General features: G+C 71.6%; 23 protein-coding genes and 2 tRNA genes. 16 read left to right on the top strand and 9 right to left on the bottom strand.

From position 1 onward, the window contains the following. Positions 1-53 precede the first annotated feature (53 nt). The 8 genes from dnaG to BLW09_RS08485 all read left to right on the top strand — a co-directional run bounded on the left by dnaG (position 54) and on the right by BLW09_RS08485 (position 9,832). On the top strand, positions 54-1,922 hold the full coding sequence (gene dnaG / locus BLW09_RS08520) for a DNA primase (RefSeq protein WP_089911081.1): 1,869 nt from the start codon (positions 54-56) through the stop codon (positions 1,920-1,922). Positions 1,923-2,130: 208 nt separating this feature from the next. Continuing rightward, a complete protein-coding gene (locus tag BLW09_RS08515; protein WP_089911078.1) occupies positions 2,131-3,759 on the top strand; it encodes an ABC transporter substrate-binding protein in 1,629 nt (542 codons plus the stop codon). A 95-nt stretch (positions 3,760-3,854) separates the two neighbouring features. Further along, positions 3,855-4,952 (top strand): ABC transporter permease, encoded by a 1,098-nt coding sequence (locus BLW09_RS08510; protein WP_089911074.1) that lies wholly within the window; start codon positions 3,855-3,857, stop codon positions 4,950-4,952. Position 4,953: 1 nt separating this feature from the next. After that, positions 4,954-6,024 carry an ABC transporter permease gene (locus BLW09_RS08505; protein ID WP_089911072.1) on the top strand — a complete coding sequence of 357 codons (1,071 nt, stop codon included), beginning with the start codon at positions 4,954-4,956 and terminating at the stop codon, positions 6,022-6,024. Beyond that, positions 6,021-7,709, top strand: a complete 1,689-nt coding sequence (locus BLW09_RS08500; protein ID WP_089911069.1) for a dipeptide ABC transporter ATP-binding protein — start codon at positions 6,021-6,023, stop codon at positions 7,707-7,709. The genes BLW09_RS08505 and BLW09_RS08500 overlap by 4 nt, the downstream gene beginning before the upstream one ends. A 10-nt stretch (positions 7,710-7,719) precedes the next feature. Further along, positions 7,720-8,652 carry an ATP-binding cassette domain-containing protein gene (locus tag BLW09_RS08495; protein WP_089911067.1) on the top strand — a complete coding sequence of 311 codons (933 nt, stop codon included), beginning with the start codon at positions 7,720-7,722 and terminating at the stop codon, positions 8,650-8,652. Further along, complete coding sequence (locus BLW09_RS08490) at positions 8,649-9,680, top strand: D-isomer specific 2-hydroxyacid dehydrogenase family protein (RefSeq protein ID WP_231947137.1); 1,032 nt, start codon at positions 8,649-8,651, stop codon at positions 9,678-9,680. Before BLW09_RS08495 ends, BLW09_RS08490 begins: the two co-directional genes overlap by 4 nt. Before the next feature lie 79 nt (positions 9,681-9,759). Next, positions 9,760-9,832 (top strand) — tRNA-Asn (locus tag BLW09_RS08485). A gap of 85 nt (positions 9,833-9,917) precedes the next feature. On the opposite strand, the gene BLW09_RS08480 is transcribed toward BLW09_RS08485, so the two are convergent. The 3 genes from BLW09_RS08480 to BLW09_RS08470 all read right to left on the bottom strand — a co-directional run bounded on the left by BLW09_RS08480 (position 9,918) and on the right by BLW09_RS08470 (position 12,152). Continuing rightward, positions 9,918-10,580 carry a response regulator gene (locus BLW09_RS08480; protein ID WP_089911064.1) on the bottom strand — a complete coding sequence of 221 codons (663 nt, stop codon included), beginning with the start codon at positions 10,578-10,580 and terminating at the stop codon, positions 9,918-9,920. Continuing rightward, positions 10,577-11,857: a histidine kinase gene (locus tag BLW09_RS08475; RefSeq protein WP_089911061.1), complete on the bottom strand. Its 1,281-nt coding sequence runs from the start codon at positions 11,855-11,857 to the stop codon at positions 10,577-10,579. The genes BLW09_RS08480 and BLW09_RS08475 overlap by 4 nt, the downstream gene beginning before the upstream one ends. A 94-nt stretch (positions 11,858-11,951) precedes the next feature. Next, complete coding sequence (locus BLW09_RS08470) at positions 11,952-12,152, bottom strand: hypothetical protein (protein ID WP_089911058.1); 201 nt, start codon at positions 12,150-12,152, stop codon at positions 11,952-11,954. A 238-nt stretch (positions 12,153-12,390) separates the two neighbouring features. Between BLW09_RS08470 and BLW09_RS08465 the strand changes: the two genes are divergently transcribed. Further along, the gene (locus tag BLW09_RS08465) at positions 12,391-12,702 is read left to right on the top strand and encodes an SHOCT domain-containing protein (protein WP_089911055.1); all 312 of its coding nucleotides are present in this window, start codon (positions 12,391-12,393) and stop codon (positions 12,700-12,702) included. Positions 12,703-12,833: 131 nt separating this feature from the next. Beyond that, entirely contained in the window at positions 12,834-13,709 is an 876-nt protein-coding gene (locus BLW09_RS08460; protein ID WP_089911052.1) for a sensor histidine kinase, read from the top strand. 12 nt (positions 13,710-13,721) lie between these two features. Here the strand turns inward: BLW09_RS08460 and def are convergent, their stop codons facing one another. Continuing rightward, on the bottom strand, positions 13,722-14,288 hold the full coding sequence (gene def / locus BLW09_RS08455) for a peptide deformylase (RefSeq protein WP_089911049.1): 567 nt from the start codon (positions 14,286-14,288) through the stop codon (positions 13,722-13,724). A 40-nt stretch (positions 14,289-14,328) separates the two neighbouring features. Here def and BLW09_RS08450 point away from each other — a divergent pair, with 40 nt between their 5' ends. The 5 genes from BLW09_RS08450 to BLW09_RS08430 all read left to right on the top strand — a co-directional run bounded on the left by BLW09_RS08450 (position 14,329) and on the right by BLW09_RS08430 (position 18,099). After that, positions 14,329-15,294 (top strand): multidrug DMT transporter permease, encoded by a 966-nt coding sequence (locus tag BLW09_RS08450; RefSeq protein WP_089911046.1) that lies wholly within the window; start codon positions 14,329-14,331, stop codon positions 15,292-15,294. A gap of 93 nt (positions 15,295-15,387) precedes the next feature. Next, positions 15,388-16,641, top strand: coding sequence for a glycosyltransferase (locus tag BLW09_RS08445; RefSeq protein WP_172824188.1), 1,254 nt, complete (start codon positions 15,388-15,390; stop codon positions 16,639-16,641). Positions 16,642-16,660: 19 nt separating this feature from the next. Further along, a tRNA-Ile gene (locus BLW09_RS08440) sits at positions 16,661-16,734 on the top strand. Between the two features lie 87 nt (positions 16,735-16,821). After that, positions 16,822-17,382 carry a hypothetical protein gene (locus BLW09_RS08435; protein WP_089911043.1) on the top strand — a complete coding sequence of 187 codons (561 nt, stop codon included), beginning with the start codon at positions 16,822-16,824 and terminating at the stop codon, positions 17,380-17,382. Between the two features lie 123 nt (positions 17,383-17,505). Next, positions 17,506-18,099: a 4'-phosphopantetheinyl transferase family protein gene (locus BLW09_RS08430; RefSeq protein WP_089916724.1), complete on the top strand. Its 594-nt coding sequence runs from the start codon at positions 17,506-17,508 to the stop codon at positions 18,097-18,099. A gap of 27 nt (positions 18,100-18,126) precedes the next feature. Here BLW09_RS08430 and BLW09_RS08425 read toward each other — a convergent pair whose 3' ends face one another. From BLW09_RS08425 to BLW09_RS08410, 4 genes are all read right to left on the bottom strand, one after another. After that, positions 18,127-19,431 carry a M1 family metallopeptidase gene (locus tag BLW09_RS08425; protein WP_089911040.1) on the bottom strand — a complete coding sequence of 435 codons (1,305 nt, stop codon included), beginning with the start codon at positions 19,429-19,431 and terminating at the stop codon, positions 18,127-18,129. Continuing rightward, positions 19,428-23,399 carry a Pls/PosA family non-ribosomal peptide synthetase gene (locus tag BLW09_RS08420; RefSeq protein ID WP_089916722.1) on the bottom strand — a complete coding sequence of 1,324 codons (3,972 nt, stop codon included), beginning with the start codon at positions 23,397-23,399 and terminating at the stop codon, positions 19,428-19,430. Before BLW09_RS08420 ends, BLW09_RS08425 begins: the two co-directional genes overlap by 4 nt. A gap of 104 nt (positions 23,400-23,503) precedes the next feature. Then, a complete protein-coding gene (locus tag BLW09_RS08415; RefSeq protein ID WP_089911037.1) occupies positions 23,504-23,866 on the bottom strand; it encodes a hypothetical protein in 363 nt (120 codons plus the stop codon). 64 nt (positions 23,867-23,930) lie between these two features. After that, entirely contained in the window at positions 23,931-24,410 is a 480-nt protein-coding gene (locus tag BLW09_RS08410) for an NUDIX domain-containing protein (RefSeq protein WP_089911035.1), read from the bottom strand. Positions 24,411-24,486: 76 nt separating this feature from the next. On the opposite strand from BLW09_RS08410, the gene BLW09_RS08405 reads away from it, so the two are divergent. Beyond that, positions 24,487-24,945 carry an NUDIX domain-containing protein gene (locus tag BLW09_RS08405; protein WP_089911032.1) on the top strand — a complete coding sequence of 153 codons (459 nt, stop codon included), beginning with the start codon at positions 24,487-24,489 and terminating at the stop codon, positions 24,943-24,945. Between the two features lie 83 nt (positions 24,946-25,028). Here BLW09_RS08405 and BLW09_RS08400 read toward each other — a convergent pair whose 3' ends face one another. Continuing rightward, positions 25,029-25,364 (bottom strand): hypothetical protein, encoded by a 336-nt coding sequence (locus BLW09_RS08400; RefSeq protein ID WP_089911028.1) that lies wholly within the window; start codon positions 25,362-25,364, stop codon positions 25,029-25,031. Positions 25,365-25,437 lie beyond the last annotated feature (73 nt).

Below are 25,437 nucleotides of genomic sequence, written 5' to 3'. Positions count from 1 at the left end.
CGGGTTTCGCCGTTCGGGCCGGAGCGTCGGTCCGGCTCACTAGAATCGAGAGCATGGCCGGCCGGATTCGACAGAGTGACATCGAAGAGGTCAAAGCCCGCACCAACATCGGCGACATCGTCGGCGACTACGTCAGCTTGAAGACCGGCGGCGTCGGCGCGCTCAAGGGGCTCTGCCCGTTCCACGACGAGAAGAGCCCCAGCTTCTACGTGCGGCCGGGGGTCGGCCGCTACCACTGCTTCGGCTGCGGCGAGGGCGGCGACGTCTACGAGTTCCTGCTCAAGATGGACCACGTCTCGTTCACCGACGCGGTCGAGCGGCTCGCGGCCCGCATCGGCTACCAGCTCCACTACGAGGAGGGCGGCGGCGGTCCGTCCGAGAACTCCGGCAACCGGGCCCGCCTGCTCGCGGCGAACGCCGCGGCGGAGGAGTTCTTCCGCGACCGGCTGTCCGCTCCGGACGCCGACCCCGGCCGCCGCTTCCTCGGCGAGCGCGGCTTCGACGCTGCGGCCGCCGCGCACTTCGGTGTCGGATTCGCCCCGAAGAGCTGGGACGAGCTGACCAAGCACCTGCGCGGGAAGGGCTTCAGCCAGGAGGAGCTGCTGACGGCCGGTCTGGTCACCCAGGGCGACCGCGGCGTCTACGACCGGTTCCGCGGCCGGCTGATCTGGCCCATCCGCGACGTCACCGGGCAGACGATCGGATTCGGAGCCCGCCGCCTGCTCGACGACGACAAGGGCCCCAAGTACCTGAACACCCCCGAGACGCCCGTGTACAAGAAGGCGCAGGTGCTCTACGGCCTGGATCTCGCCAAGCGCGACATCTCGCGACAGGACCAGGTCGTGGTGGTCGAGGGCTACACCGACGTCATGGCCTGCCATCTGGCCGGCATCACGACGGCCGTCGCCACCTGCGGCACCTCCTTCGGCGTCGACCACATCAAGGTCATCCGCCGGGTGATGGGCGACGACAACAGCCAGGGTTCCGTCATCTTCACCTTCGACCCGGATGCCGCAGGGCAGAAGGCCGCATCGCGGGCGTTCGGCGAGGAGCAGCGGTTCTCCGCGCAGACCTACGTCGCCGTCGGGCCGGACGGCCTCGACCCCTGCGACCTGCGACTGGCCCAGGGGGATGTGGCGGTGCGCCGGATGATCGACGCGCGCAAGCCGATGTTCGAGTTCATGATCCGCCGCACGGTCGAGCGGTTCGACCTCGACTCGGTCGAGGGCCGCGCCGCGGCGCTGCGCGCGGGGGCTCCGATCGTCGCGACGATCCGCGACCCCGCCTCCCAGAACGGCTACACGCGCGAGCTCGCACGGCTCTCCGGCGCTGACCTGCAGGATGCGATCCGCGCCGTCCGCGCCGCCCAGCGGGGGTCAGGGTCGCGCGACGGCTCCCGCGACGACAGCCGCGGCCGCTCGTATGCCGGCGACGGCGGGTCCGGCGCCGCGGAGCAGCCGCGCCCTCTGGCGCAGGCCGATCTCACCGACCCGACGCAGCGGACCGAGCGGGAGAGCCTCATGGTGCTGCTGCAGCTCCCGGGCGAGGTGGGCCGCGATCGCGCAGCCCGCGCCGTCCAGGTCCCGTTCGTGAATCCCACCCACGCCGTCGTGCGCGACGCGATCGCCAGCCAGCTCGCGACCCTCGAACAGCCGGGATGGGTGGACCGCGTGCTCGCCGAGGTCCCGCAGGCGTACGCGCCGACGGTGAACGCCCTGGCGGTGGCCGAGCTCCCGCAGGGCGGCGACCCCGGCCCGTATGCGCGGTCCATCGTCGACGGCCTGATCGACCGCGATCTGCTGCGGGAGAAGGCGGAGCTGACGTCGCGCCTGGGCCGTACGGAGGACCCGGAGCTGCGGCGCCAGATCTCGCTCGCCATGGTCGCGATCGAGACCGAGCGGCGCCGCCTGCGCGGCGAATAGCCGCGCGGAACGGCCGTCTGCGGAATCCGCTGATGAATGCCGGCATAAGCGCTCTTTTGTTGCGTCCGTGTAAAGATCGCGCCCGGATCCGCATCCGAATGCAGGAACAACGAGCATTCCGTGCTAGGAAAGTTCTCACGCGAACGGCGATCCCGCACGCCTGCGACGACGCCGCTCCGCATCCCACACCAGGAAGAGGTATTCGGATATGACATCCGCACACAACGGCGGTCGGCGCCTGCTCGCCGTATCCGCCGCGTTCGCGGCCGCGGCACTGGTGCTCGCCGGCTGCGACGGGAGCAACAACGGCTCGGGCGGCGGCGGTGGCGCCATCACCATCGGCACCACCGACAAGATCACGTCGATCGACCCCGCCGGTTCCTACGACAACGGCTCCTTCGCCGTGATGAACCAGGTGTACCCGTTCCTCCTGAACACCCCGTACGGCAGCCCCGACGTCAAGCCGGACATCGCCGAGAGCGCGGACTTCACCTCGCCGACCGAGTACACGGTCAAGCTCAAGCCGGGCCTGAAGTTCGCGAACGGCCACGACCTGACCTCGTCGGACGTGAAGTTCACCTTCGACCGCCAGATCAAGATCAACGACCCCAACGGCCCGGCATCGCTGCTGGCCAACCTGGACAGCGTCTCGGCTCCGGACAAGACGACCGTCGTGTTCAAGCTCAAGGTGCCGAACGACCAGACCTTCCCGCAGGTGCTCTCCAGCCCCGCCGGTCCGATCGTCGACGAGCAGGTCTTCTCGGCCGACAAGGTCACGCCCGACAACACCATCGTCAAGGGCCACCCGTTCGCCGGCCAGTACGACATCACGAGCTACGACTTCAACAACCTGATCGCCTACAAGGCCTACTCGGGCTACAAGGGCCTCCTCGGCAAGCCGGCGACCGACAAGGTCAACGTCAAGTACTACGCGGAGTCGTCGAACCTCAAGCTCGACATCCAGAAGACCGCCATCGACGTCGCCTACCGCAGCCTCTCGGCCACGGACATCGCGAGCCTCGAGGGCAACAACAAGGTGAAGGTCGTCAAGGGCCCGGGTGGCGAGATCCGCTACATCGTGTTCAACTTCAACACCCAGCCGTTCGGCGCGACCACCCCGGAGGCCGACGCGAAGAAGGCCCTCGCGGTGCGCCAGGCGGCCGCCGACCTGGTCGACCGCGCGGCGATCGCGGACCAGGTCTACAAGGGCACCTACACCCCGCTGTACTCGTTCGTCCCGGACGGCCTGACCGGCGCCACCACGGTGCTCAAGGACCTCTACGGCGACGGCAACGGCGGACCGAGCCTCGACAAGGCCAAGCAGGCCCTGCAGGCGGCCGGTGTCACCACCCCGGTGTCGCTGAACCTCCAGTACAACCCCGACCACTACGGCCCGTCCTCCGGTGACGAGTACGCGCTGGTCAAGGAGCAGCTGGAGAACGGCGGCCTGTTCAAGGTGAACCTGCAGTCCACCGAGTGGGTGCAGTACTCGAAGGACCGCACCGCCGACGTCTACCCCGCGTACCAGCTCGGCTGGTTCCCGGACTACTCGGACGCCGACAACTACCTGTCCCCGTTCTTCATCAAGGACAACTTCCTGGCGAACCACTACGACAACCCGGAAGTCCAGGACCTCATCGCCCAGCAGGCGGGCACGACCGACAAGGCCGAGCGCACCAAGCTGATCGAGGAGATCCAGGCCAAGGTCGGGGCGGACCTCAGCACGCTGCCGCTGCTGCAGGGCTCGCAGGTCGCGATCGTCGCGAAGGGCGTCTCCGGCGCCGACAAGACGCTCGACCCGTCCTTCAAGTTCCGCTACGCGGCGCTCTCGAAGTAACGCGGCCCTGAGCCACCAGCTCTGAGCCGAACCGGGGGGTGGCTCGCTCACGGAGCGAGCCGCCCCCTTTCCACGAACCACCACGATTGGCTTCCATGACAGCGACTGTCAGCGCTCCGGCGGCCGGGACCGCCCCGGGTCCCGACCGGACGAAGGCGAAGCGGCGATCGGGAGGCGGCCTCGGCCGCTACATCCTGGTGCGCGCCGTCCTCATCATTCCCACCATCTTCATCCTCGTCACCACCGTCTTCTTCCTGATGCGGTCGACGGGCGACCCGATCACCGCGGCCCTCGGCGGCAAGCTGCCTCCGGCGCAGCTGGCGCAGCGGGTCCACGAGGCCGGCTACGACCGGCCGATCCTCGTCCAGTACTTCGAGTACCTCGGGCAGATCCTCCGCGGCGACTTCGGCACCACCTTCACCGACAACCAGCCCGTCACGCAGGTCCTGCTGACGTACGGCGCCGCCACGCTGGAGCTCGCGTTCTACGCGCTCGTCGTCGCGTTCATCGTCGGCATCCCGTTCGGGCTCATGGCCGCGTACTTCCGTGACAAGGCCCAGGATGCGACCCTCCGCGTGCTCGCGATCCTCTGCTACGCGACGCCGGTGTTCTTCGTCGGCCTCGTGCTGAAGCTGGTGTTCTCGATCTGGCTGGGCTGGCTCCCGGTCTCCGGCCGTGCGTCCACCAGCTCCGAGCTCGAGATGCAGACGCTCGACAACAAGACGGGCATCTACCTCATCGACGCGTTCCAGACCGGCGACCCGGCCGTCATCGGCGACGTCCTGCTGCACGCCATCCTCCCGGCCATCGCGCTCGGCCTGCTCACCGCCGGGGTCTTCCTCCGGCTGGTGCGCACCAACGTGATCGGGACGCTCTCCACCGACTATGTCGACGCCGCCCGCTCGCGCGGTGTGCGCGAGTCCCGGCTGCTGCGCAAGCACGCCTACCGGCCGGCGCTCATCCCGATCATCACCGTCATCGGCCTGCAGATCGCGCTGCTCCTGGGCGGCGCGGTGCTGACCGAGACCACGTTCGAGTGGAAGGGCCTCGGCTTCCAGCTGGTGCACTACCTGCAGGCGCGCGACTTCGTCGCCGTGCAGGGCATGGTCGTGCTGCTGGCGATCGTGGTCACCCTCACCAACTTCATCGTCGACGTCATCGCGGCGCTCATCGACCCGAGAGTGAGGTACTGAGATGTCGACAGCGGCTCTCACCACCCGCAAGCGCTCGCTCTGGGAGCGCCTCCCCGTCGTCCACCAGCTGCGCCAGAGCGTCGGCCTGCAGCGCGGGATGCTCGTCGTCGGCCTCGTCATCACGGCGCTGTTCATCCTGCTCTCGGTCTTCGCCCCGCTGATCGCGCCGTACGGGTTCGCCCAGCTCCGCGCGGACGGCATGCCGTTCGGCGCGCAGCAGCCGCCGAGCGCCGCGCACATCTGGGGAACGACCTCCGGCGGCTACGACGTGTTCTCGCGCGTGATCTGGGGAACGCAGACGGCGATCCTCGTCATCATCGTCGCGGTCATCCTGTCGATCTTCGCCGGCGTCCTGCTCGGGCTCGTCTCGGGATACTTCGGCGGCTGGCTCGACCGCGTGCTCGTCGTCATCTGCGATGCGATCTACGCGTTCCCGTCGCTGCTGCTCGCGATCGTGATGGCCATCGCGATCAGTGGCGGCCAGTCCAGCCTGTGGGGCGGCATCCTCGCGGCGGCGATCTCGATCACGGTCGTGTACATCCCGCAGTACTTCCGGGTGATCCGCTCGGAGGTCGTCCGGATCAAGGCCGAGGCGTACGTGGAGTCGGCGCGCGTCGTCGGCGCGAGCAACAGCCGGATCATGTTCCGTCACGTGCTGCGCAACTCGACCAGGACGCTACCGCTGATCTTCACCTTGAACTCGTCGGAGGCCATCCTCACCCTGGCGGGCCTCGGCTTCCTGGGCTTCGGCATCGAGCCGACCGCCGCGGCCGAGTGGGGCTACGACCTGAACAAGGCCGTGGACGACGTGACGAGCGGGATCTGGTGGACCTCCATCTATCCCGGCCTCGCGATCGTGCTGGTCGTGCTGGGCATCACCCTGGTGGGCGAGAGCCTCAACGACCTGGCCGACCCGCGCCTGCGCGGGCGGCGTCGGGCGGCGGCCGCGTCGGGCGAGGTCGCCGAGACCTCGGTCGTGCCCGGCGGAACCCTCACGGCGGGACCCGGCGGGGTCGACGGCCTCGAGGGCGGGGAATCGTTCGACGAGCACGGAATCGAGGTGCGTCCATGAGCGACGTGGTACAGATCAAGGACCTCTCGGTCTCCTTCTCCACCGACGCGGGCGCCGTGAAAGCGGTCGACGGGGTGAGCCTCAGCGTCGCTCCCGGCGAGGTGCTGGCGATCGTCGGGGAGTCCGGGTCGGGCAAGACCGTCACCGCGAAGACCATCCTCGGGCTGCTGCCCGAGACAGCGACGGCGTCCGGCGCCGTCATCCTCCGCAGCCGCGACGGCCAGACCGAGGCGGACATCATCTCGATCGGCAAGAACAAGCTGCGGGAGGTGCGTGGGACCGATGTCGCCATGGTGTTCCAGGAGCCGTCGACGGCCCTGAACCCGGTGTATCCCGTCGGCTGGCAGATCGCCGAGGGCCTGCGGGCCCACGGGAAGCTGTCGAAGAAGGAGGCCCGCGAGCGTGCGGTCGAGATCCTCGGCCGCGTCGGCATCCCCGAGCCGGAGAAGCGGGTCAAGTACTACCCGCACCAGTTCTCGGGCGGCCAGAAGCAGCGCATCGTCATCGCCATGGCACTCGTGCTCAACCCCGGCCTCATCGTCGCGGACGAGCCGACCACGGCCCTGGATGTGACGGTGCAGGCCGAGATCCTCGACCTGCTGCGCCGGTGCCGCGACGAGTTCGGCGCCGCCATCGTGCTGATCACGCACAACATGGGCGTCGTCGCCGACCTCGCCGACCGCGTCGCGGTCATGTACCAGGGCAAGCTGGTCGAGCAGGCGGATGTGCGGACGCTGTTCTCGTCGCCGCAGGCCGAGTACACGCGCGCTCTGCTCGCCGCCGTGCCCAAGATCGGCCAGGGCCTGGTGGCAACGCAGGATCGTGCCATCGCGCGGGCCGAACGGCCGATCGAGGCGCCCGTTGTGCGGGCGCGCGACCTGCGCATCCAGTATCCGGGCCGGCTCGGCCGCCCTGGCTTCGTGGCCGTCGACGGCGTCTCGTTCGAGATCCGCCCGGGCGAAGTGCTCGGTCTGGTCGGCGAGTCTGGGTCGGGCAAGACGACCATCGGGCGGGCGATCGCGGGGCTCAACCGGGTCACGGGCGGGTCGCTCGAGGTGCTCGGCCTGGAGATGAACGGCGTCCGCGAGCGGCGCTTCCGCAAGGTGCGCAGCGAGATCGGCTTCGTCTTCCAGGACCCGGCATCGAGCTTCAACCCGCTGCTCACCATCGCCGAGTGCGTGGCAGAGCCGCTGGTCGTGCACGGCCGGGCGAGCTCCGCCGGAGAGGCCCGGCGTCGCGTCGACGAGCTGCTGGAGGCGGTGCAGCTGCCCCGTGCCTACGGCGATCGCTACCCGCACGAGCTGTCCGGCGGCCAGCGTCAGCGTGCCAGCCTGGCGCGGGCGCTCGCGCTCGAGCCCAGCCTCCTCATCGCCGACGAGCCGACCTCCGCGCTGGACGTGTCGGTGCAGGCGCGCGTGCTGGAGCTGTTCGCCGATCTTCAACGGGAATTCGGATTCGCGTCGCTGTTCATCAGTCACGACCTGGCGGTCGTCGACCTGCTCGCCGACCGGATCGCGGTGCTGCACCGCGGGAAGCTCGTCGAGGAGGGGACCGGCGTCGAGGTGCTCGGCAGCCCGCGCGAGGCGTACACCCAGCGGCTGCTCGCCTCCTTGCCTGTTCCCGATCCGATCGAACAGGCCGACCGGCGCGAGGCGCTGCGACAGTTGCAGGGGGAGAGCGCCTAGGGTCGAAGACGTGAGTCCCGTCCCCGCCATCGTCGTCAGCGACCTGTCCGTCGAATATCCAGCGCGGGGGCCCAGTGCGTCGTGCGTGGCCCTGCGCGGGGTGAGCTTCCATCTCGAGCAGGGCCAGGTGCTCGGTGTGCTGGGCGAGACCGGTTCCGGGAAGAGCACGCTCGCGCAGGTGCTCGCCGGCCGGGTGCTCCCCGCACGCGCGTCCGACCCAGGGCCGCGGATCAGCGGGGGTGAGGCGTCCGTCCTCGGCCACCCGTTGCGGAAGGCGCGCAAGCGCGACCTGGCCGAGGTGACCTTCCACGTCGGGTACCTGCCGCAGGAGGCCGCGGCGACGTTGGAGCCGTCGCTGAGCGTGCAGGACAACGTCACCCTCCCGATCTTCGAGCGCGACGAGCGCTACCCGCGGCGCACGGCGGGAGCCCGAGCGGCGACCATGCTCGACACCGTTCACCTGCCGCTCAGCGTGCTCAACAAGTACCCGTACGAGCTGAGCTCCGGGCAGCGGCAGCGCGTCGCCCTGGCGCGTGCGCTCGTGCTCGGCCCCAGCATCCTGGTCGCCGACGAGCCGACGGCCGGGATCGACGCGACGGTGCGCGACGCGGTGATCGACCTGCTCGGCCAGCTGCGCGGGCATCCCGACTTCTCGGCGGTCGTGGTGAGTCACGACCTCGCGGTGCTGCGCCGTGCCACCGACGTCTCGCTCGTGCTGCAGGGCGGTCGTCCCGTCGGCTACGGGCCGATCGAGGAGGTGCTCGCCGACCCGACGCATCCGTTCGTCGCCGGTCTGGCGCGGGCGTTGAAGCCCCCGGCTCGGCGCACCGAGCGGCGTCTGCAGCGCGGAGCGGCCCGCCGGGCTGCGGTGGCGTCGGAGAGCGCGGGAGCGACGGAGCAGACCGGAACGGTCGACGAGCGCGGAGGGGTGGAGACGCGATGAGCGCGGACGGAATGGACGAGACGGAGCTGGGCGAGTCCCGCTCGCATCACACCGCGGTGCTGGCGGTGGAGGCGACCGCGCTCCCGGAGGATCAGCGGCCGGAACCCGGGCCGATCGCGGTGCTGCCGCAGCCGTCGCAGCGGTTCGTGGATGCCGTGGAGTCGGCCGGCGGGACGGTCGAGCCGCTCTCCGCCCGAACGCGCGGCGTGGTCTGGTTGTCCAACACGCAGGCGGCGGACTTCCCGGCGGTGCTGCACGCGCATCCCGGCATCGGCTGGGTGCAACTGCCCTGGGCGGGTGTCGACGCGTTCGCCGACGTGCTGGCGACGGAGGATCGCCCCGGCCTGATCTGGACCAGCGCGAAGGGGGCGTACGCCCAGCCGGTCGCCGAGCACGCCCTGGTGCTGAGCCTCGCGCTGCTGCGGGTGATCCCGAAGCGGGTGCGCGCGCGGTCGTGGGCGACGGAGCAGGAGGGCCGGTCGCTCTACGGCCTCGACGTCGCGATCGTCGGCGCCGGGGGCATCGCCATCGAGCTGATGCGGCTGCTGGAGCCGTTCGGCGTGCGCGTGACGATCGTGCGGCGCAGCGCGTCCCCGGTCGAGGGCGCCGTCCGCACGGTCACGGCCGACCGGTTGACCGAGGTGCTGCCGTCGGCGGATCTCGTGGTGGTCGCCGCCGCCCTCACCGGCGGAACGCGTCACCTGTTCGGCGCGGAGCAGTTCGCCGCGATGAAGGACACCGCCTACCTCGTCAACATCGCCCGCGGCGGACTGGTCGACACGGATGCGCTGCTCGCCGCGCTCCGCTCCGGCACGATCGCGGGGGCGGGCATCGACGTGACGGACCCGGAGCCGCTGCCCGACGGGCACCCGCTGTGGGACGAGCCGAACGTCATCATCACGCCGCACCAGGCGGACACCCCCGAGATGACAGCCCCGCTGCTCGCCGAGCGCATCCGTCTGAACGTCCGTGCCTTCCTCGACGACGGCCGTTTCGTGGGCGTCGTGGACCCCGCGGCGGGGTACTGAGCCTGGACGCGCGCGGGATGCAGCCCCGATTTCTCCCGCGGCCGCGACTCTTGCTAGAGTAGCTTCGCTGATCAAGCATTCCTCGATAGCTCAATTGGCAGAGCAGCCGGCTGTTAACCGGCAGGTTCTTGGTTCGAGTCCAAGTCGGGGAGCGTTGTGAACCCCCGGCCTTCTTCGGAAGGCCGGGGGTTTTCGTCGCTGCCGGTGGCTGTCCCGCCGGCCGGATCTCCCGCTGGCCTACTGCCAGCCGGGCTGGACCAGGCCGGTCTCGTAGGCGAGGACGACGAGGTGCACGCGGTCGCGCGCATCCAGCTTGGTCATGATCCGTGAGACGTGGGTCTTGGCGGTGAGCGGGCTGAGGAAGAGCCGTTCGCCGATCTCGGTGTTCGTCAGGCCGTGCGCGACGAGCGTCAGCACCTCGCGCTCGCGCTCGGTGAGCTGTGGCAGCGCCGCGGCGTCCGGTGCGGGCCGCAGGCCGCTCGACACGCGCTCGATGAGCCGGCGCGTCACACCGGGCGAGAGCAGCGCGTCGCCGTCGGCGACGACGTGCACGGCGCGGATGAGCTCGACGGGCTCGGTGTCCTTCACCAGGAACCCGCTCGCGCCCGCGATGATCGCCTGGGCGACGTACTCGTCCAGCTCGAAGGTCGTCACGATGACGATGCGGGTGCCGGACAGCGCGGGATCGGCGACGATCTCGCCGGTCGCCCACAGCCCGTCGCCGTCGGGCATCCGGATGTCCATGAGCACGACGTCGGGATGGGTCTGCCGCACGAGGTCCACCGCCGCGCGGCCGGTCCCGGCCTCTCCGACGATCTCGACATCGTCCTCGGCCTCCAGCAGGGCGCGGAAGCCGGCACGGACCAGCAACTGGTCGTCCGCGAGCAGCACCCGGATCACGACGCGGCCGCCGTCGGCGCGGTGCGCGGGGAGGAGACGGGGATGCGCGCCTCCACGAGAAGCCCTCCGCCCTCGGCCGGTCGCACGTCGAACCGGCCGCCGAGCAGCTCGGCGCGCTCGCGCATCCCGACCATGCCCCGGCCGCCGCGACCGACGCCGGCCGCCGCGAACTCAGCGGAGGTGCGGCCGTCGCCGCTCGCGGTCGGCAGCCCGCGGCCGTCGTCGCGGATCGTCAGCACATACCAGCCGCCGGTCTCGGTGAGGCTGATCGCGACGTTCGCCGCCTGCGCGTGCCGGCCGACGTTCGTGAGCGACTCCTGCACGATCCGGTACAGCGCGAGCTGGGTGGCCGCGGACGGCGTCGAGGTCAGGTCGGTGCTGTACGCGACCTGCAGGCCGGCCTTGCGGTAGGTCTTCACCAGCTCGGGGATGCGGGCGAGGTCGGGCTCGGGGGATCGCGCGGCCTGCTCCTCGGTGCCGCGGAGGAAGCCGAGGACGCCGCGCACCTCCTCGAGGGCCTGGCTGCTGGTCGTCTTGATCGCCTCCAGGCTCTCCCTGGCCTTCTCCGGCCGCGCGTCGAACAGGTGGAGGCCGACCCCGGCCTGGACGCTGATCTGCGAGAGGGAATGAGCCAGCACGTCGTGCAGTTCGCGGGCGATGCGGAGTCGCTCGGCCTCCGCGGCGGCCTCGCGTCGCGAGGCGATCTGGCGCGCCACCTCGCGGTAGCGCTCCCGCCGGTTGCGCAGCGCCTCGCCGACGCCGAGCAGCAGGCACAGGATGAGCGTGATGATGAGGGGCCGCAGCATCGCGGCCGGATCCCCGCGCAGCAGGTACGCGGCAACGGGGCCGACGATCGCGAAGCCGGCCAGCGTCCACCAGACCCACACCCGCGCGCCGCGCACCACGGCGGTCACGACGGCGAAGGCGAGCGGGACGGCCGAGAACGGCGGTCCGGTGGTCACTGCGATCGCGGGGGCGCAGAGCACGGCGATCGCGACGACGGAGGGCCCGGGATGACGGCGCGCGACGAGCAGGACGAAGGAGGCGGCGAAGGCGAGAACCGAGAACGCGAGGGTCAGCGGGTCGTGCGGGGCGTCGCGGGCCGCGATGGCGATGCCGGGCAGCTGGAGAAGCGCGGCGACGACGACGGCGAACCAGCGGGCGCCGCGCGGGCGTCCGCGCTCCGTCCAGGGCGTGCGCTCCCAGCCGGGCGGCTCGGCGGGGGTGTCGCCGAAGCGCGCGCTCGCGCCCGGATCCGGGGGCGCGTTCCAGGGCATCTCCTCATGCTAGCCAGGGCACCCCGGTGCAGCGTCCCCCGCCGGGAGTCTCGCGGCTACTCCGCGGGGAGTACGCGGCCGGCGCGGAGCCCGCTCACGGGTTGTGCTCGGCGTCGAACCCGCCGTCGTCCGGCTGCTGGTCGAACAGGTGGCCGAAAGTCGGGCCGCCGAACGCCGTCAGCCCCGCCTCGCGCTCCAGCGACTCGCGGTTCTGCGCTTGATCGTTCTCGTAGTCGTCGACCGCGTCGTCCGGCCGTTCGTCGTCGCCTGCGTGGCGGCCGTCCTCGTGCACCATGCGGGCATCGTACGGCCGCGAACCGTCTCCGCGACAGAGTGCGTCTCTCGTCCTGAGGTCGCGAGATTCGTGCCGAATGTGCGCTTCGGATGCCGCTGAGCGCACATTCGGCACGACTGTGCTCCCGGGGGAGTAGGCCGGAACGCACCCCGGGGCGGATTCGGGCGAGGGGCGAGGCGGCGAGGCTGTGGGTGTCGGTCCGCGACAGGCGCGGATCACTCACGATTGGACACGCATCATGCTCAGCTCACTGGCCACCGTCGTCGCCGCCGCACCGTGCGCCGTCGCCTACGGCCCGCCGTTCGTCGGCTGGTGGTGGATCTTCATCCCGATCTTCTGGATCCTCGTCTTCGTCCTCCTCTTCGGGTTCGCCGGCCGACGCTGGCGCCGCGCCGCCGCCGCACGCGGCGGATACGACGGCTGGGGCCCGAACGGAGGCGTCCGCTCCGCCGAGAAGACCCTCGCGCAGCGCTATGCCAACGGCGACATCGACGAGCAGGAGTACCGGGCGCGGCTGGAGGTGCTGCGCGCGAACCGCGACGGCGCCTGACCGAGACCCAGCTCTCCCCAGACGGGCCCGACGCGGAGTTCTCCACAGCCGCGTCGGAGCCCCGTCCGTCGTCGTGCGCGGCCCGGTAGTATCGACCGGGCCGCGCAGCCGCGCGGCGGAAAGGACGGGCGATGGACCCCATGCTGCTCGCGGCCGTCGTGCTCGGCATCGGAGCGCTCGTCTTCCTCGGTCTCTGGCTGTGGGAGCGGCGCCGCCGGATGCGCCTGCGCGACACCCGCCAGGAGTCGGAGTGGGACCGCATCGACCGCGAACTCGACCTCGCCGAGCAGGCCGGCCGGTTCCGCATCATCGGCGACCTGGGGGATGTGGCGATCCAGTCCGTCTCCCGGCTCGTGACCCAGGCCGAGGGTGTCCGCTATTCGGCCGCGGCCGACCCCGCCGCGGCGGTCCGCTCCGCCGGGGTGCTCGAGACGTCCGCGCGCGACGCGCTGGCCGACCTCCGCCGCATCCAGGCCGTCGCGCGCGAGGCGCAGGACGCCGCATCGCCCCAGCCCAGCCTCCACTCGGCGCGCGACCTGTTCCGCGTGATGCGGGACGCCGGGCTCGCCGTCACCTTCACGGAGAGCGGTGAGCGCTTCGAGCTGCGGCCGGGCGCGGAGCTCGCCGTCTTCCGCATCCTGCAGACCAGTCTCGAGAACGCCCTCAAGCACGGCGGAGCGGGGACGAACGCGGCGGTCGCCTTCGCCTGGACGCCGGAGGGTCTGGCCGTCAGCGTCGAGGACGACGGCATCCGCGCGGCGGCCCGCCGGCTCGGGCTCGACCGGGAGGGCGTCGACCAGGCGACCGCCTACACGATCGCCGACGACGTGCGCGCGCTCACCGAGCACTACGAGGGCGCCGGCATCATGGAGATGCGCGACCGTGCGGCGCTCTTCGGCGGGACGCTGAACGCGCAGACCGTCGCCGGTGTCGGGTTCACGCTGTCCGTCGTCTTCCCTGCGCTGCGCCACCACAACGGCATCCACGGGGTCGACCTGCGGCGCTGACCGCGTCCGGCGTCAGTCCTCCAGGTGGTCGCGCCCCGGCAGCCAGCTCAGTCCGGGAACGCCCCAGCTGTTCTTGCGCTGCGTCTTCAGCGCCGCCTTGCCGTAGGGATGCGTCAGCCGGTCCACGTAGAGCACGCCGTCGAGGTGGTCGTACTCGTGCTGGAAGATCCGGGCGAGCCAGCCCTCGGCGTGCACCTCGTACTCGGCGCCGTCCAGGTCGGTCGCCTGCAGGATCGCGCGCTCGGCCCTCCGCAGCGGGAAGCGCTCGCCCGGGAACGACAGGCACCCCTCCGACTCGGTGTCCTCATCCAGCTCGCCGACCGGCAGCGGGCTCAGCCACAGCGTCGGGTTGATCGCGACGCCGCGGTGCAGGACGTCGTCGTCGTCCGCCCACCCGTAGACGAACAGGCGGAGCGGCACACCGACCTGCGGTGCGGCGAGCCCGACGCCGGGGGCCTCGTCCATCGTCTCGAACATGTCCGCGACCAGGGTGCGCAGTTCGTCGTCGATCTCGGCGACGGGAAGGGCGGGGGAGTGGAGGACGGGGTCACCGGTGATTCGGATGGGGATGACGGCCATTCAGCAAGACTATCCGGATCATTCCCGGTAGGGTCGTGGGGTGGGAACGGAACTGATGGACGCGTTCGACCTGTCGTATCAGCCCAGCCAGCTCCTGGGCATCCCGGTCGCGCTCGTCGGTGCCTGCTTCCTCTCCGTTGGCGCGCAGCTGCAGCACCACGGCGTCGCAAAGGTCGAGTCGATCGCCGGCCACGCGGACGGCGGTCTCAGCGGCCGTCAGATGGGTCGCCTGCTCGCCCGCCCGTCGTGGGTGATCGGCACGCTGCTCCTCGGTCTCGCCATCGTCTTCCAGCTCGTCAGCCTGAAGCTGTCGCCGATCATCCTGGTGCAGCCGCTCGGCGTCGTCGGGCTCGTCATCACCAGCATCCTCAACGCCCGGGTGAGCGGGGTGAAGCTGAATCACCAATCCGTGATCGCCGTCACCCTCTGCGTCAGCGGGGTGGGGGCGTTCGTTCTGCTGGCCGCCGTGTTCGCGCGGGATCTGCCGGTCACCAGCCAGGCGCTGGTCGTCATCCTGATCATCCTTGCCGTCGTGCTGATCGCGTTCGGCACGCTGTTCTGGTTCCTGCGCCACCGGTTCAAGGCGATCATCTACATCGTCGGCGCCGGCGTGCTCTACGGCTTCGTCGCCACCCTGGCGAAGGTCGCGATCGACCGCATCTCGAACCAGGAGTGGGACTGGCTCCTGGTCGCCTGCATCGTCGCTCTGCTGCTCGCGGCGGTGCTCGGCGCCTACTTCGTGCAGAACGCCTACTCGTCCGGCCCGCCGGACCTCGTCATCGCCGGTCTCACCGTCATCGACCCGCTCGTGGCCGTCACCATCGGCATCCTCGTCCTGAACGAGGCGGCCGGTGCTCCGTGGTGGGCCATGGTCGGCTTCGCGCTGACGGGAGCCGTCGCCATCCTCGGCGTGTTCCAGCTCGCGAAGTACCACCCGCAGAGCGCGACGGACGCGCCGGTGGCCGACCGCATTGCGGACGTCGCAGAGCAAAGCCGCTTAGACTAGGGCGTTGAACGACCGGGCGCGACCATCTGCCCGGGCCGCGAACACCGTCGCCGGATTCGCCATCCGAAGCCCACGACCGAGGGAACGAACCACGTGCCTGACTCGAGCGGACCGCATCCGACCCCTGCCGCCCCGGCCGAGAAGAAGCCGCTGACCATCGTGATGGGGTGCGACACCTTCGCCCCCGACGTGAACGGCGCCGCCCGTTTCGCCGAGCGCCTCGCCGCCGGCCTGGTGGAGCACGGCCACGACGTGCACGTCGTCGCCCCGGCCGCGAGCCGCAGGCACGGCACCTGGATCGAAGAGCACGAGGGCCAGAAGATGACGGCCCACCGTCTCCGCAGCTGGCGCTGGTATCCGCACGACTGGCTGCGCTTCGCCCTTCCGTGGATGAGCAAGGCCAACGCCCGCCGCATCCTCGACGAGGTGAAGCCGGATGTCGTCCACTTCCAGTCGCACATCGTCGTCGGCCGCGGGCTCGCTGCGGAGGCCGAGAAGCGCGGCATCCGCATCGTCGCGACCAATCACGTCATGGCCGACAACATCGTCGAGTTCACGCTTCTGCCGAAGTTCCTGCGCAAGACCTTCGTGAAGCTCGCGTGGGCGGACGCCCGCAAGAGCTTCGACCGCGCCGAGTCGGTGACGACGCCGACCCGCAAGGCGGCGGAGTTCCTGGAGGCGTCGACGGGTCTGCGCGGCGTGCACGCCGTGTCGTGCGGCATCGACGCCCACAACTACACCCCCGACTTCACGCCGCGCACGGGCAACCGCATCCTCTTCGTCGGCAGGGTCACCGGCGAGAAGCAGATCGATGTGCTGCTCAACGCGGTCAAGCTGCTGCCGGAGAGCCTGGATGCTCGCCTGCAGATCGTCGGCGGCGGCGACCAGCTCAAGAACCTGCAGTCCATGGCCGAGACCCTCGGCATCGCCGACCGCGTCGACTTCCTGGGCTATGTGAGCGACGAGGAGCTGCGCCAGGCGTATACGCGGGCGACCGTCTTCGCGATGCCGTCGATCGCCGAGCTCCAGTCGATCGCGACGATGGAGGCGATGGCCTCGGCCCTTCCCGTCGTCGCCGCCGACGCCATGGCCCTCCCGCACCTCGTGCACGAGGGGGAGAACGGGCACCTGTTCCGCCCGGGCGACGCACAGGATCTCGCGGACAAGCTGGAGAGCGTGCTCACCCTGCCGCAGGAGGAGCTCGATGTGCTCAAGCGCGCCTCCCTCCGCATCGTCGCCGCTCACGACATCCAGACCACGATCAGCACCTTCGAAAGCCTGTATCGTGGGGAGCCGGTGGCCGAGCCGGTGACGGATGCGGCCCCCAGCGTGCCCGCTCCCGAGTGACCGGAGCCGGCGCACGATCGGGGCGGTAGCTCAGCTGGTCAGAGCAGGGAACTCATAATTCCTCGGTCACGGGTTCAAGTCCCGTCCGCCCTACGTCCGCGAGGCCGTTGCATCGCCCGCAGGCACCCGAATGGTTCAATCCCCTAGCTATTCCGGGAGCCGGGGGTACCGTGACACGGCATGAACACAACCGGATGGATCGTCCTCATCGTCGTCGTGGTGGTCGTGATCGTCGTGATCGCCATCGTCGCCGCCACGGTGGGCCGCAACCGCAAGCGCGAAGCCGATCGGCACAAGGCGGAGGAGATGCGGCAGTCGGCCGCCCAGACCGAGCTCGAAGCGCGCGAGCGCGAGGCGAAGGCCGCACGGGCCGCCGCCGACGCGAAGCAGGCAGAGGTCGACGCCGAACGTCTGCGGCGTGAGGCGGAGGAGCGGCAGAGTGCCGCAGCTGAGGCCCGCACCGAGTCGGAGGAGGCGCTGCGCCGCGCCGACCACGTCGACCCGGACGTGCGGACGGACCGCAACGGCAACCGCATCGACGACGGGTCGCGCGCCGACGCTGCGGCACCGCCCGCGGCCGCTCCGGCTCCCGCATCCGGGACCACCGCCGCTCCGGCAGCTCCGGCTCCGGAGGCGGCCCCGGTCCAGGACCCAAACGCTGCAGCCGACGACTCCCCGCGCCGGGCGGCGCGGCACGAGGCTCCCCGATTCGACGACGGCACCGGCGGCCCCGCCCGCTGATCCCGTCACCAGGCTGCGGGCCGTCGGAAGCGAGACCGGCGGCCCGCACTCCCATCCCGGCATGCGCGGACGAACGGTGCCGAGCGCGCTAGCATCGTGACGACCCGACGGGAGGGAGGCATCGTGCCCGCTCTCGTCGTCGTCCCGCACCGGTCAGTGGACGCCGCCCTCGTCACGAGCGTCGCCTCCCGGCTGTCCACGGGCGACTGCGACCGCCTTTCGTCGTTGCACGCCGACCTCGACGGGCTGGCCGCGTTCGTGGCCGGCCGTTCCGCCCTTCAGCAGGCGCTGGACCAGGCGGGTGCCGATGGCGCCGCGATCGACGCGACGTGCCCGGACTGCGGGCTGTCGCATGGCCGTCCGGTCGTCGCGGGGGCACGACGGCCGTGGTTCGTGTCGCTGTCGCACGCCGGCGGGCGCGCGTTCGCGGTCGCCTCCCGGCGTCCCGTCGGGATCGACGCCGAGACGCTCGACGAGCTGCGTCGCCGCGCCGACGCGATCGACGACCTCGCTCCCGGTGGTGGCGACCCCGGCCGCCGGTGGACGGCCGTCGAGGCCGTGCTCAAGGCCGAGGGGAGCGGACTGCGCCTTGGTCCGGATGCGGTGCGCGTCGCGCGCCTCTCCGCACGGCTGGACGGCCGTCGCTACGCCCTGCGGACCGCGCAGGTGGACGACTGCCTGGTCACGGTGGCGACGGGTCGTCGGCGCGGCGCCTGATCGCTCGGCCGCTCGGCGTCCAGCCGCTCAGTGCCCCAGCGCGGGCAGCTGCGGCCGCCGCAGCCAGGCGTCGAAGAATGCGGCGAGCGGCTCCTCCGAGAACCGCTCCGCGAGCGCCTCGAAGTCCGCGCTGGTGACCGTCCGGAAGCGGTTCTCGCGCGTCCACGTCCGCAGCAGGCCGAAGAACATCTCGTCGCCCAGCCGCATCCGCAACGCGTGCAGCAGGCACGCCCCGCGCTTGTAGACCCGGTCGTCGAACATCGAGTCCGGGCCGGGGTCGCCGAGGACGAGCGCGCCCGGCTTGAGCCGGAGCGCGGCGTGGTGGATGCGCGCGTGCGCCGCCGCCGACATGCCGCCGGAGACCTCCGACCACAGCCACTCCGCGTAGCAGGCGAAGCCCTCGTTGAGCCAGATGTCGCGCCAGGAGGCGAGACCGACGCTGTTGCCGAACCACTGGTGCGCCAGCTCGTGCGCGACGAGCCGCTCCGACCCGCTGCGGCCGTCCGCGTGGGAGGAGCCGAAGGTCGCCATCGCCTGCGCTTCGAGCGGGATCTCGAGCGGGTCCTCCGTGACCACAACCGTGTAGGACGGGAACGGGTACGGGCCGAACAGGTCCTGGAAGCTCTCCAGCATCCGGCCGACGGGCTCGAAGTCGTGCAGCACGCGCTGCGCAAGGGCCGGCGGGTACGCCACCACCCACTCCACTCCGGCGGACCGGCGCGGTTCGAGCGTGTAGCGGCCGATCTGGACGGCGGCGAGGTAGGTCGCCGTCGGCTCCTCGCGCTCGAAGGTCCAGGTTCCACGGCCGCCGCTCACGCTGTGCCCCGTCGGTTCGCCCGTCGCGAGGACGGTGTACGCCTGCTCCGTCGTCACGCGGATGCCGTACGCGGCACGGTCGGAGGGCCGGTCGTTGCACGGGAACCAGCTCGGCGCTCCCGACGGCTGCGATGCCACGATCACGCCGTCGGTGAGCTCCTCCCAGCCCAGCGCTCCCCACCGGCTGCGGCGCGGCACGGGCGAACCGTCGTAGGCGATCTCGACCACGAACTCCGTGCCGGCCGCGATGGGCGCGGCCGGGGTGATCCGCAGATGCGTCGGACTCTGGGTGAAGCGGGCGCGCTTCTGACCGTCGACGCGCACCTTCTTCGCCTTCAGGTGGACGAGGTCGAGGACGATCGCGGCGAGCGGCACCTCGGCGCGCGCGCGGATCGTCGCCGTCGCATCCAATCGGTTCGTCGCCACCCGGTAGTCGAGGTCCAGGTCGTACCGGAGGACCGAGAAGTCGTCGGTGCCGGAGCGCGGGAGGTAGACGTGCGGTGATCCGTCGGTCATCCGCCGGCCCGCGCCCGGTACTCGCGCACGACGACCTCGCGCCACGGACCGATCGGGTTGCCGCTCCAGCGGCTGCCCGCGGGCACCGTCTCTCCGCGCATCACGAGAGAGGCGGGCCCGACGGTCGCGTCGGCGCCGATGTCGGCGGCGGGCAGGATGACGCTGTGCGGCCCGAGCGTTCCGCCGCGTTCGATGGTGACCTGGTCCATGCTCATGATTCGATCATGGAACAGGTGCGTCTGCACGACGCAGCCCCGATTGACGGTGGATGCGTCGCCCAGCGTCACCAGATCGGCCTCCGGCAGCCAGTAGCTGTCGATCCACACGCCGGAGCCGATGCGGGCGCCGAGGCTGCGCAGCCACCAGACCAGGGCGGGAGTTCCGGAGGCCGCCCAGGCGAACCAGGGCGCCGCCACCATCTCGGTGAAGGTGTCCGACACCTCGCTGCGCCACACGAACGACGACCAGAGCGGATGCTCGCCCGGCTTCAGCCTCCCGATCAGCGCCCACTTGGCCGCGGTGCTGAGCGCGGCCGCGACGGCGCCGGCGGCGAGCAGCACGGGTCCGCCGAGCACGATCGCCCAGACCGGACCCCAGGCCGCCTCCGCGGCGCCCAGTGCGATCACGACCGCCAGCCCGATGGCGTAGGTCACGATGACGGGAACGATGCGCAGGAGCTCCCAGGCGGTGCGCGCGACGCGCAGCCGCGTCGGCGGATCGAAGGTGCGCGTGAGGTCGGCGTCCTGCGTCTGGCGGCGCAGCTTCACCGGCGGCGAGCCGAGCCACGAGGTCCCGGCCTTCGCCTTCCGCGGGGCGAACGACAGCACGGCGACCAGACCGTCGCGCGGCACGCGATTCCCTGCGCCGGCCATGCCCGAGTTGCCGAGGAAGGCGCGGGCGCCGATGTCCACCGCGGCGATGCGGACGTAGCCGCCGCCGAGCTCGTACGAGGCCACCAGGGTGTCGTCCGCGAGGAAGGCGCCGTCGCGGATGCGCGTCATGCGGGGGAGGAGCAGCACGGTCGACGCCTCGACGTCGCCGCCCACCCGCGCTCCGAGCATCCGCAGCCAGACCGGGGTGAACAGGCTGGAGTACAGCGGGAACAACACCGTGCGCGCCTGGTCGAGCAGGCGCTCCGTCGACCACGCCTGCCACCCCGTGCGGCTGCGGACGGGGAATACGCCCTCGCGCATCCCGATGCCGAGCAGGCGGACGAGCACGACGACCAGCGCCGCCAGCACCACGCCGGAGACGAGCGTCGCGGGGACCAGCCCGGCGGCGGCGCCCCCGATCACGTCGCCCCAGCCGGTCGCGCCGCGGAGGAACGCGGCGACGACCGCCGCCCCCGCCGCGAGCGCCACGACCGGCACCAGGGACACCACGACGGACGACAGGGCGTAGGCGGCGAGCCATCTGGTCCGGCGCTGCGGGCGCTCCTGCGGCCACCAGTCGTGCGCCCGCCCGATACGCACGGCCGGGGAGCCGGACCAGTTCTGGCCGGCCGGCACGCGCCCGAACACCGCGGAGCCCGGGGCGACGGTCGCATTGCGTCCGATCTTCGTCCCCGGCATGAGGGAGCTCCTGGCTCCGACCGAACTGCCCGCTCCGATGCGGATCTCACCGATCCGCACGACGTCGCCGTCGATCCAGTACCCGGCCAGGTCGACCTCCGGCTCGATGGAGGCGCCCGCTCCGATGCGGAGCATCCCGGTCACCGGCGGCAGCGCGTGCAGGTCGACCCCGCGGTCGATCGTCGCACCGAGCGCGCGGGCGTAGTAGAGGATCCACGGGGCGCCGGCGAGGCTCGCGGCGCCGATCTGGTGGGCGACCTGCTCGGCCAGCCACAGCCGGAGGTGGACACCGCCGCCGCGGGGATGATCGCCGGCCCGCACCCCGAGGAGGAGCAGCCGGGATGCGACCACCGAGATCGCCATGCGGCCCCACGGCGTCACGAACACGAGCAGGCCGGCGACGAGCCACACCGGGTCCGCCGCCGGGAGCACGTCGAAGCCGCCGAGCGGCCGAAGCAGGGCGGAGGCGGTCAGCAGGTACAGCAGCCAGCGGATGCCGCCCAGGATGAACAGCGGGATGCCCAGAACGGTCTGCAGCGCGCGCATCCGCAGCGGAGTCGGCGGCACCACGTGCGTGGATGCGGCGGACGACGACGGCGAGCTCTCCGCCAGCGCCTGCGCCATCGCGCCGAAGCGCGGCGTCGCATACACATCCGCGACGGTGATGTCCGGATGCCGGCGTCGGATCAGCGACACCAGCTGCGCCGCGGCCAGCGAACCGCCGCCGAGGTCGAAGAAGTTGTCGTCGGAGCCGGTGACCGGGAGCCCCAGGACGCTGCGCCAGTCCGCTGCGAGGGCCGAGGCGACGGGATCGTCGGTGGTCACGCCATCGGAGCCGGTGTCCTCCAGCGGCCACGGCAGAGCGGCCTTGTCGACCTTGCCGGAGGTGCGCACCGGCAGCTCGTCCACCACGGCGAGGAGGGGCACGAGAGCGGCAGGCAACGTCTCGCGCAGGTGGGCGAGCGAGGCCGCACGGTCGAAGACGGCGGTGTCCGGCACCGCGAGATAGCCGACCAGGACATCGTTCCCGGCGGCCGACCGCCGAACGGCTGCGGCGGCCCCGGACACTCCGGGGAGCTGCTGCAGTGCGGCCTCCACCTCGCCCAGCTCGATCCGCCGCCCGCCGACCTTGACCTGGTCGTCTGCGCGGCCCAGGTAGAACAGCCCGGCCGGGTCGAACCGCACCAGGTCGCCGCTGCGGTACGCCCGATCCCAGCCGAGGGTCGGCATCGGCGCGTACTTCTCCGCGTCCTTGGCCGGATCGAGATAGCGGGCGAGGCCGACCCCGCCGATCACGAGCTCTCCGCTCTCGCCGTCGGCGACCGGGCGGCCCTCCGCATCGACGACCGCGAGGTCCCAGCCGTCGAGGGGCAGCCCGATCCGCACCGGCTCCCCGGCGGTCAGCGTGGCCGCGCAGGCGACGACGGTCGCCTCCGTCGGGCCGTAGGTGTTCCAGACCTCGCGGCCGGCGACGGCCAGCCGGCTCACCAGTTCGGGAGGGCAGGCCTCGCCGCCGAAGATGAGCAGCCGGACGCTGTCCAGCGCATCCACCGGCCAGAGCGCGGCCAGGGTGGGGACGGTGGAGACGACGGTGATCCGGCGGGCGGACAGCCACGGGCCCAGGTCCATGCCGGTCCTCACAAGCGCACGGGGAGCAGGCACCAGGCAGGCGCCGTGCGCCCAGGCCAGCCACATCTCCTCGCAGGAGGCGTCGAACGCCACCGAGAGACCCGCGAGCACGCGGTCCTGCGGGCCCACCGGCTCGTCCTGCAGGAACAGCCGCGACTCGGCATCCACGAAAGCGGCAGCGGACCGGTGACGGACAGCGACGCCCTTCGGGGTGCCGGTCGAGCCGGAAGTGAAGATGATCCAGGCGTCGTCCTCCGGCCCGGGCGGGGCGACGACCGGAAGCGCGGCCGTCGAGGGATGCGGCGCGTCGCGGAGCACCTGCCGCGGCTGATCCTCGCCCGCCAGCACGAGGCCGCCGTCCGTCAGGACCGCACGGACGGCGGCCTCGCCGAACACCAGATCGGCGCGCTCCTGCGGGTCGTCGGCATCCACGGGGACGTATGCCGCGCCGGCGGCGAGCACGCTCAGGATCGCGAGGTACAGTTCGCGGCTGCCCGAGCTCATCCTCACGCCCACCCGGTCCCCCGGCGAGACGCCGTTCTCGTGCAGGCGCGCGGCGCCCGCGGCGACCCGGGCGAGGAGTTCGCGGTAGCTCAGCGCGCCGGTCGCGTCCTCCAGCGCGGAGGCGTCGGGGAAGCGGCGCGCGGTCTCGGTCAGGATGTCGATCAGCGTCCGCGCGGGAGGCGCGTCCTCCGACCGCAGCAGCAGGCCGGTCCGGGGCAGCCCGGCGGCCGGCACCTCGCTGCCGGGCACGTCGCTGGCAGGCACGTCGCTGTCGGGCACGTCGCTGTCGGGCACGTCGGTCAGGGGATCATCGGCCACGGCCGCACGCTACGGGCGCCGGGTAAAGCGCCGGTGAACGGACGCCGCGATCATCCCTCGCCCAGCGCGTGCAGCAGCTGGGCCTTGTTCATCCGCGAGTACCCCTGGATGCCGCGCGCCTTCGCCCGGTCGCGCAGCTCACGGAACGTCGGGATGCCGGTGCTCGACGCGGGCGCCGCGACATGCTCGACGATCTGCTTCGCCGAGGTGCGGGCGTCGTCCGCGGTCTTCTTCGCCCGGCGGACGGCCTTCTTGGCGTCCTTCGCGGCCTGCTGGAGGCGGTCGGCCAGGTCCTCCGCATCCCGCCGTGTCTTCTTGTCGAGCTTCTTGACCGCCTGCTCCGCTTCGCCGACGGCGACCCGCGCCGCGTCGAGCGCCTTCTCGGCTGCCTTCTCGGCCTTGCTCTTCGCCACAGCCCCTCCTTCGGGTTCCGCCCCCTGATGGGGCCTACCCTACGGCGCGCGGAGCCTGCGCTGACTAGTGGATTTCCGCGTCGTCGTCGAGGTGGGCGAGCAGCGCGTCCAGAATGGGCCGCTGGGCTTTCGTCAGCTTCGTGCGGGCGTCGTCCACCGAGAACCAGCGCGCGTCGTCGACCTCGGGGAACGTGCGCATCCGGCCGGAACGCGGAGGCCATTCCAGCTCGAACGTGTTGCTCCGGACGGCCTCCGGGTCGAACTCCGCTTCAGCCGCGAACACGACGATCGTCTTGCCGGATCCGCGGAAATCGCCGAGCGCGACATAGTCGGCGTCCGGAGCGGGGGAGCCGATCTCCTCGGCGAACTCCCGGCGGGCGGCGGACAGCTCGTCGCCCCGGTCGTCGGCCTCCACGATGCCCTTCGGCAGCGACCACGCGCCCTCGTCCTTGCTCGCCCAGAACGGACCGCCCATGTGGGCGATCCAGACCTCGACGGCGGCGCGGCGACGGTACAGCAGGAGGGCGGCGCTGCGGACGGGCATGCCTCCAGCCTCCCACGCCGCGTCGCCGGATGACAGCGCGGTGAAAGCGGCGCCGCGCGGCGACTAACGTGGAGACGTGGACTCGGGAGACGCGTGGGTGGAAGGGCCGGACGGCCAGCGGTTCTGGGGCCGGTTCGGCGCCGCCGGGCTGCTCGTGCACGACCTGCGGCGCGGGATCCTGCTGCAGCACAGGGCCGACTGGAGCCACTTCGGCGGCACCTGGGGCCTGCCCGGCGGTGCACGTCACGCGGGGGAGAGCGCCGTCGAGGGCGCGCTGCGCGAGGCGGCGGAGGAGGCGGCGGTGCCGCCCGACGCCGTTCACGTGCTGTTCGAGAGCGTGCTCGACCTCGGATTCTGGTCGTACACGACCGTCGTCGGCCAGGCGGTGCGGCCGTTCGAGCCGCACATGGCGGACGTCGAGAGCATCGAGCTGCGCTGGGTGCCGGTGAACGAGGTCACGGCGCTGCCGCTGCATCCCGGCTTCGCTGACGCGTGGCCGCAGCTGCGCGCGCGGCTCACCGCCCTCTCGGACTGATCGCCCCGCCAACGGCTCCTGAGTTTTTCGGGTCGACACGCGGGCGCGTGGCGTAAAAACTCAGGAGCTGTCGGCTGCGGGGCTCAGGAGGCGACGCGCGGCCAGAGCAGGGAGGAGGCGACGTCGTCGCAGCCGTCCGGCAGGCCCGAGTACGGCGCAGCGCCCGGATACGGGACGGTGCCGGCGTAGGCCGGCGCTCCGGGATACCCCGGCCGCCCGCGATACGGGACGTCCGCTCGGGCGAACAGCCGGTCGCCGCGGACGGTCCCCAGATAGTCGCCGTCGGGCGTGACGGCGTCGTGGTCCCCCCAGGGGAACCAGCCGATCCACTCGCCATCGGGGTTGAAGAGGTCGCGGGAGGTCAGGTCGCTTCGGAACGCGATCCAGACCCCCTGGCTGTCGTGCAGGTAGACGGTCATCGTCGATCATGCCTTTCGGGTCGGCATCGTCGTTCCGTGAATTATCCTCAGATACGCACGCGCACGCAAGCAT

Source organism: Leifsonia sp. 21MFCrub1.1, from assembly GCF_900107895.1.
GTDB classification, from domain to species: Bacteria; Actinomycetota; Actinomycetes; order Actinomycetales; family Microbacteriaceae; genus Leifsonia; species Leifsonia soli.
Note: the sequence above shows the minus strand (reverse complement) of the source record. Positions and strands in the feature narration are given on the sequence as shown.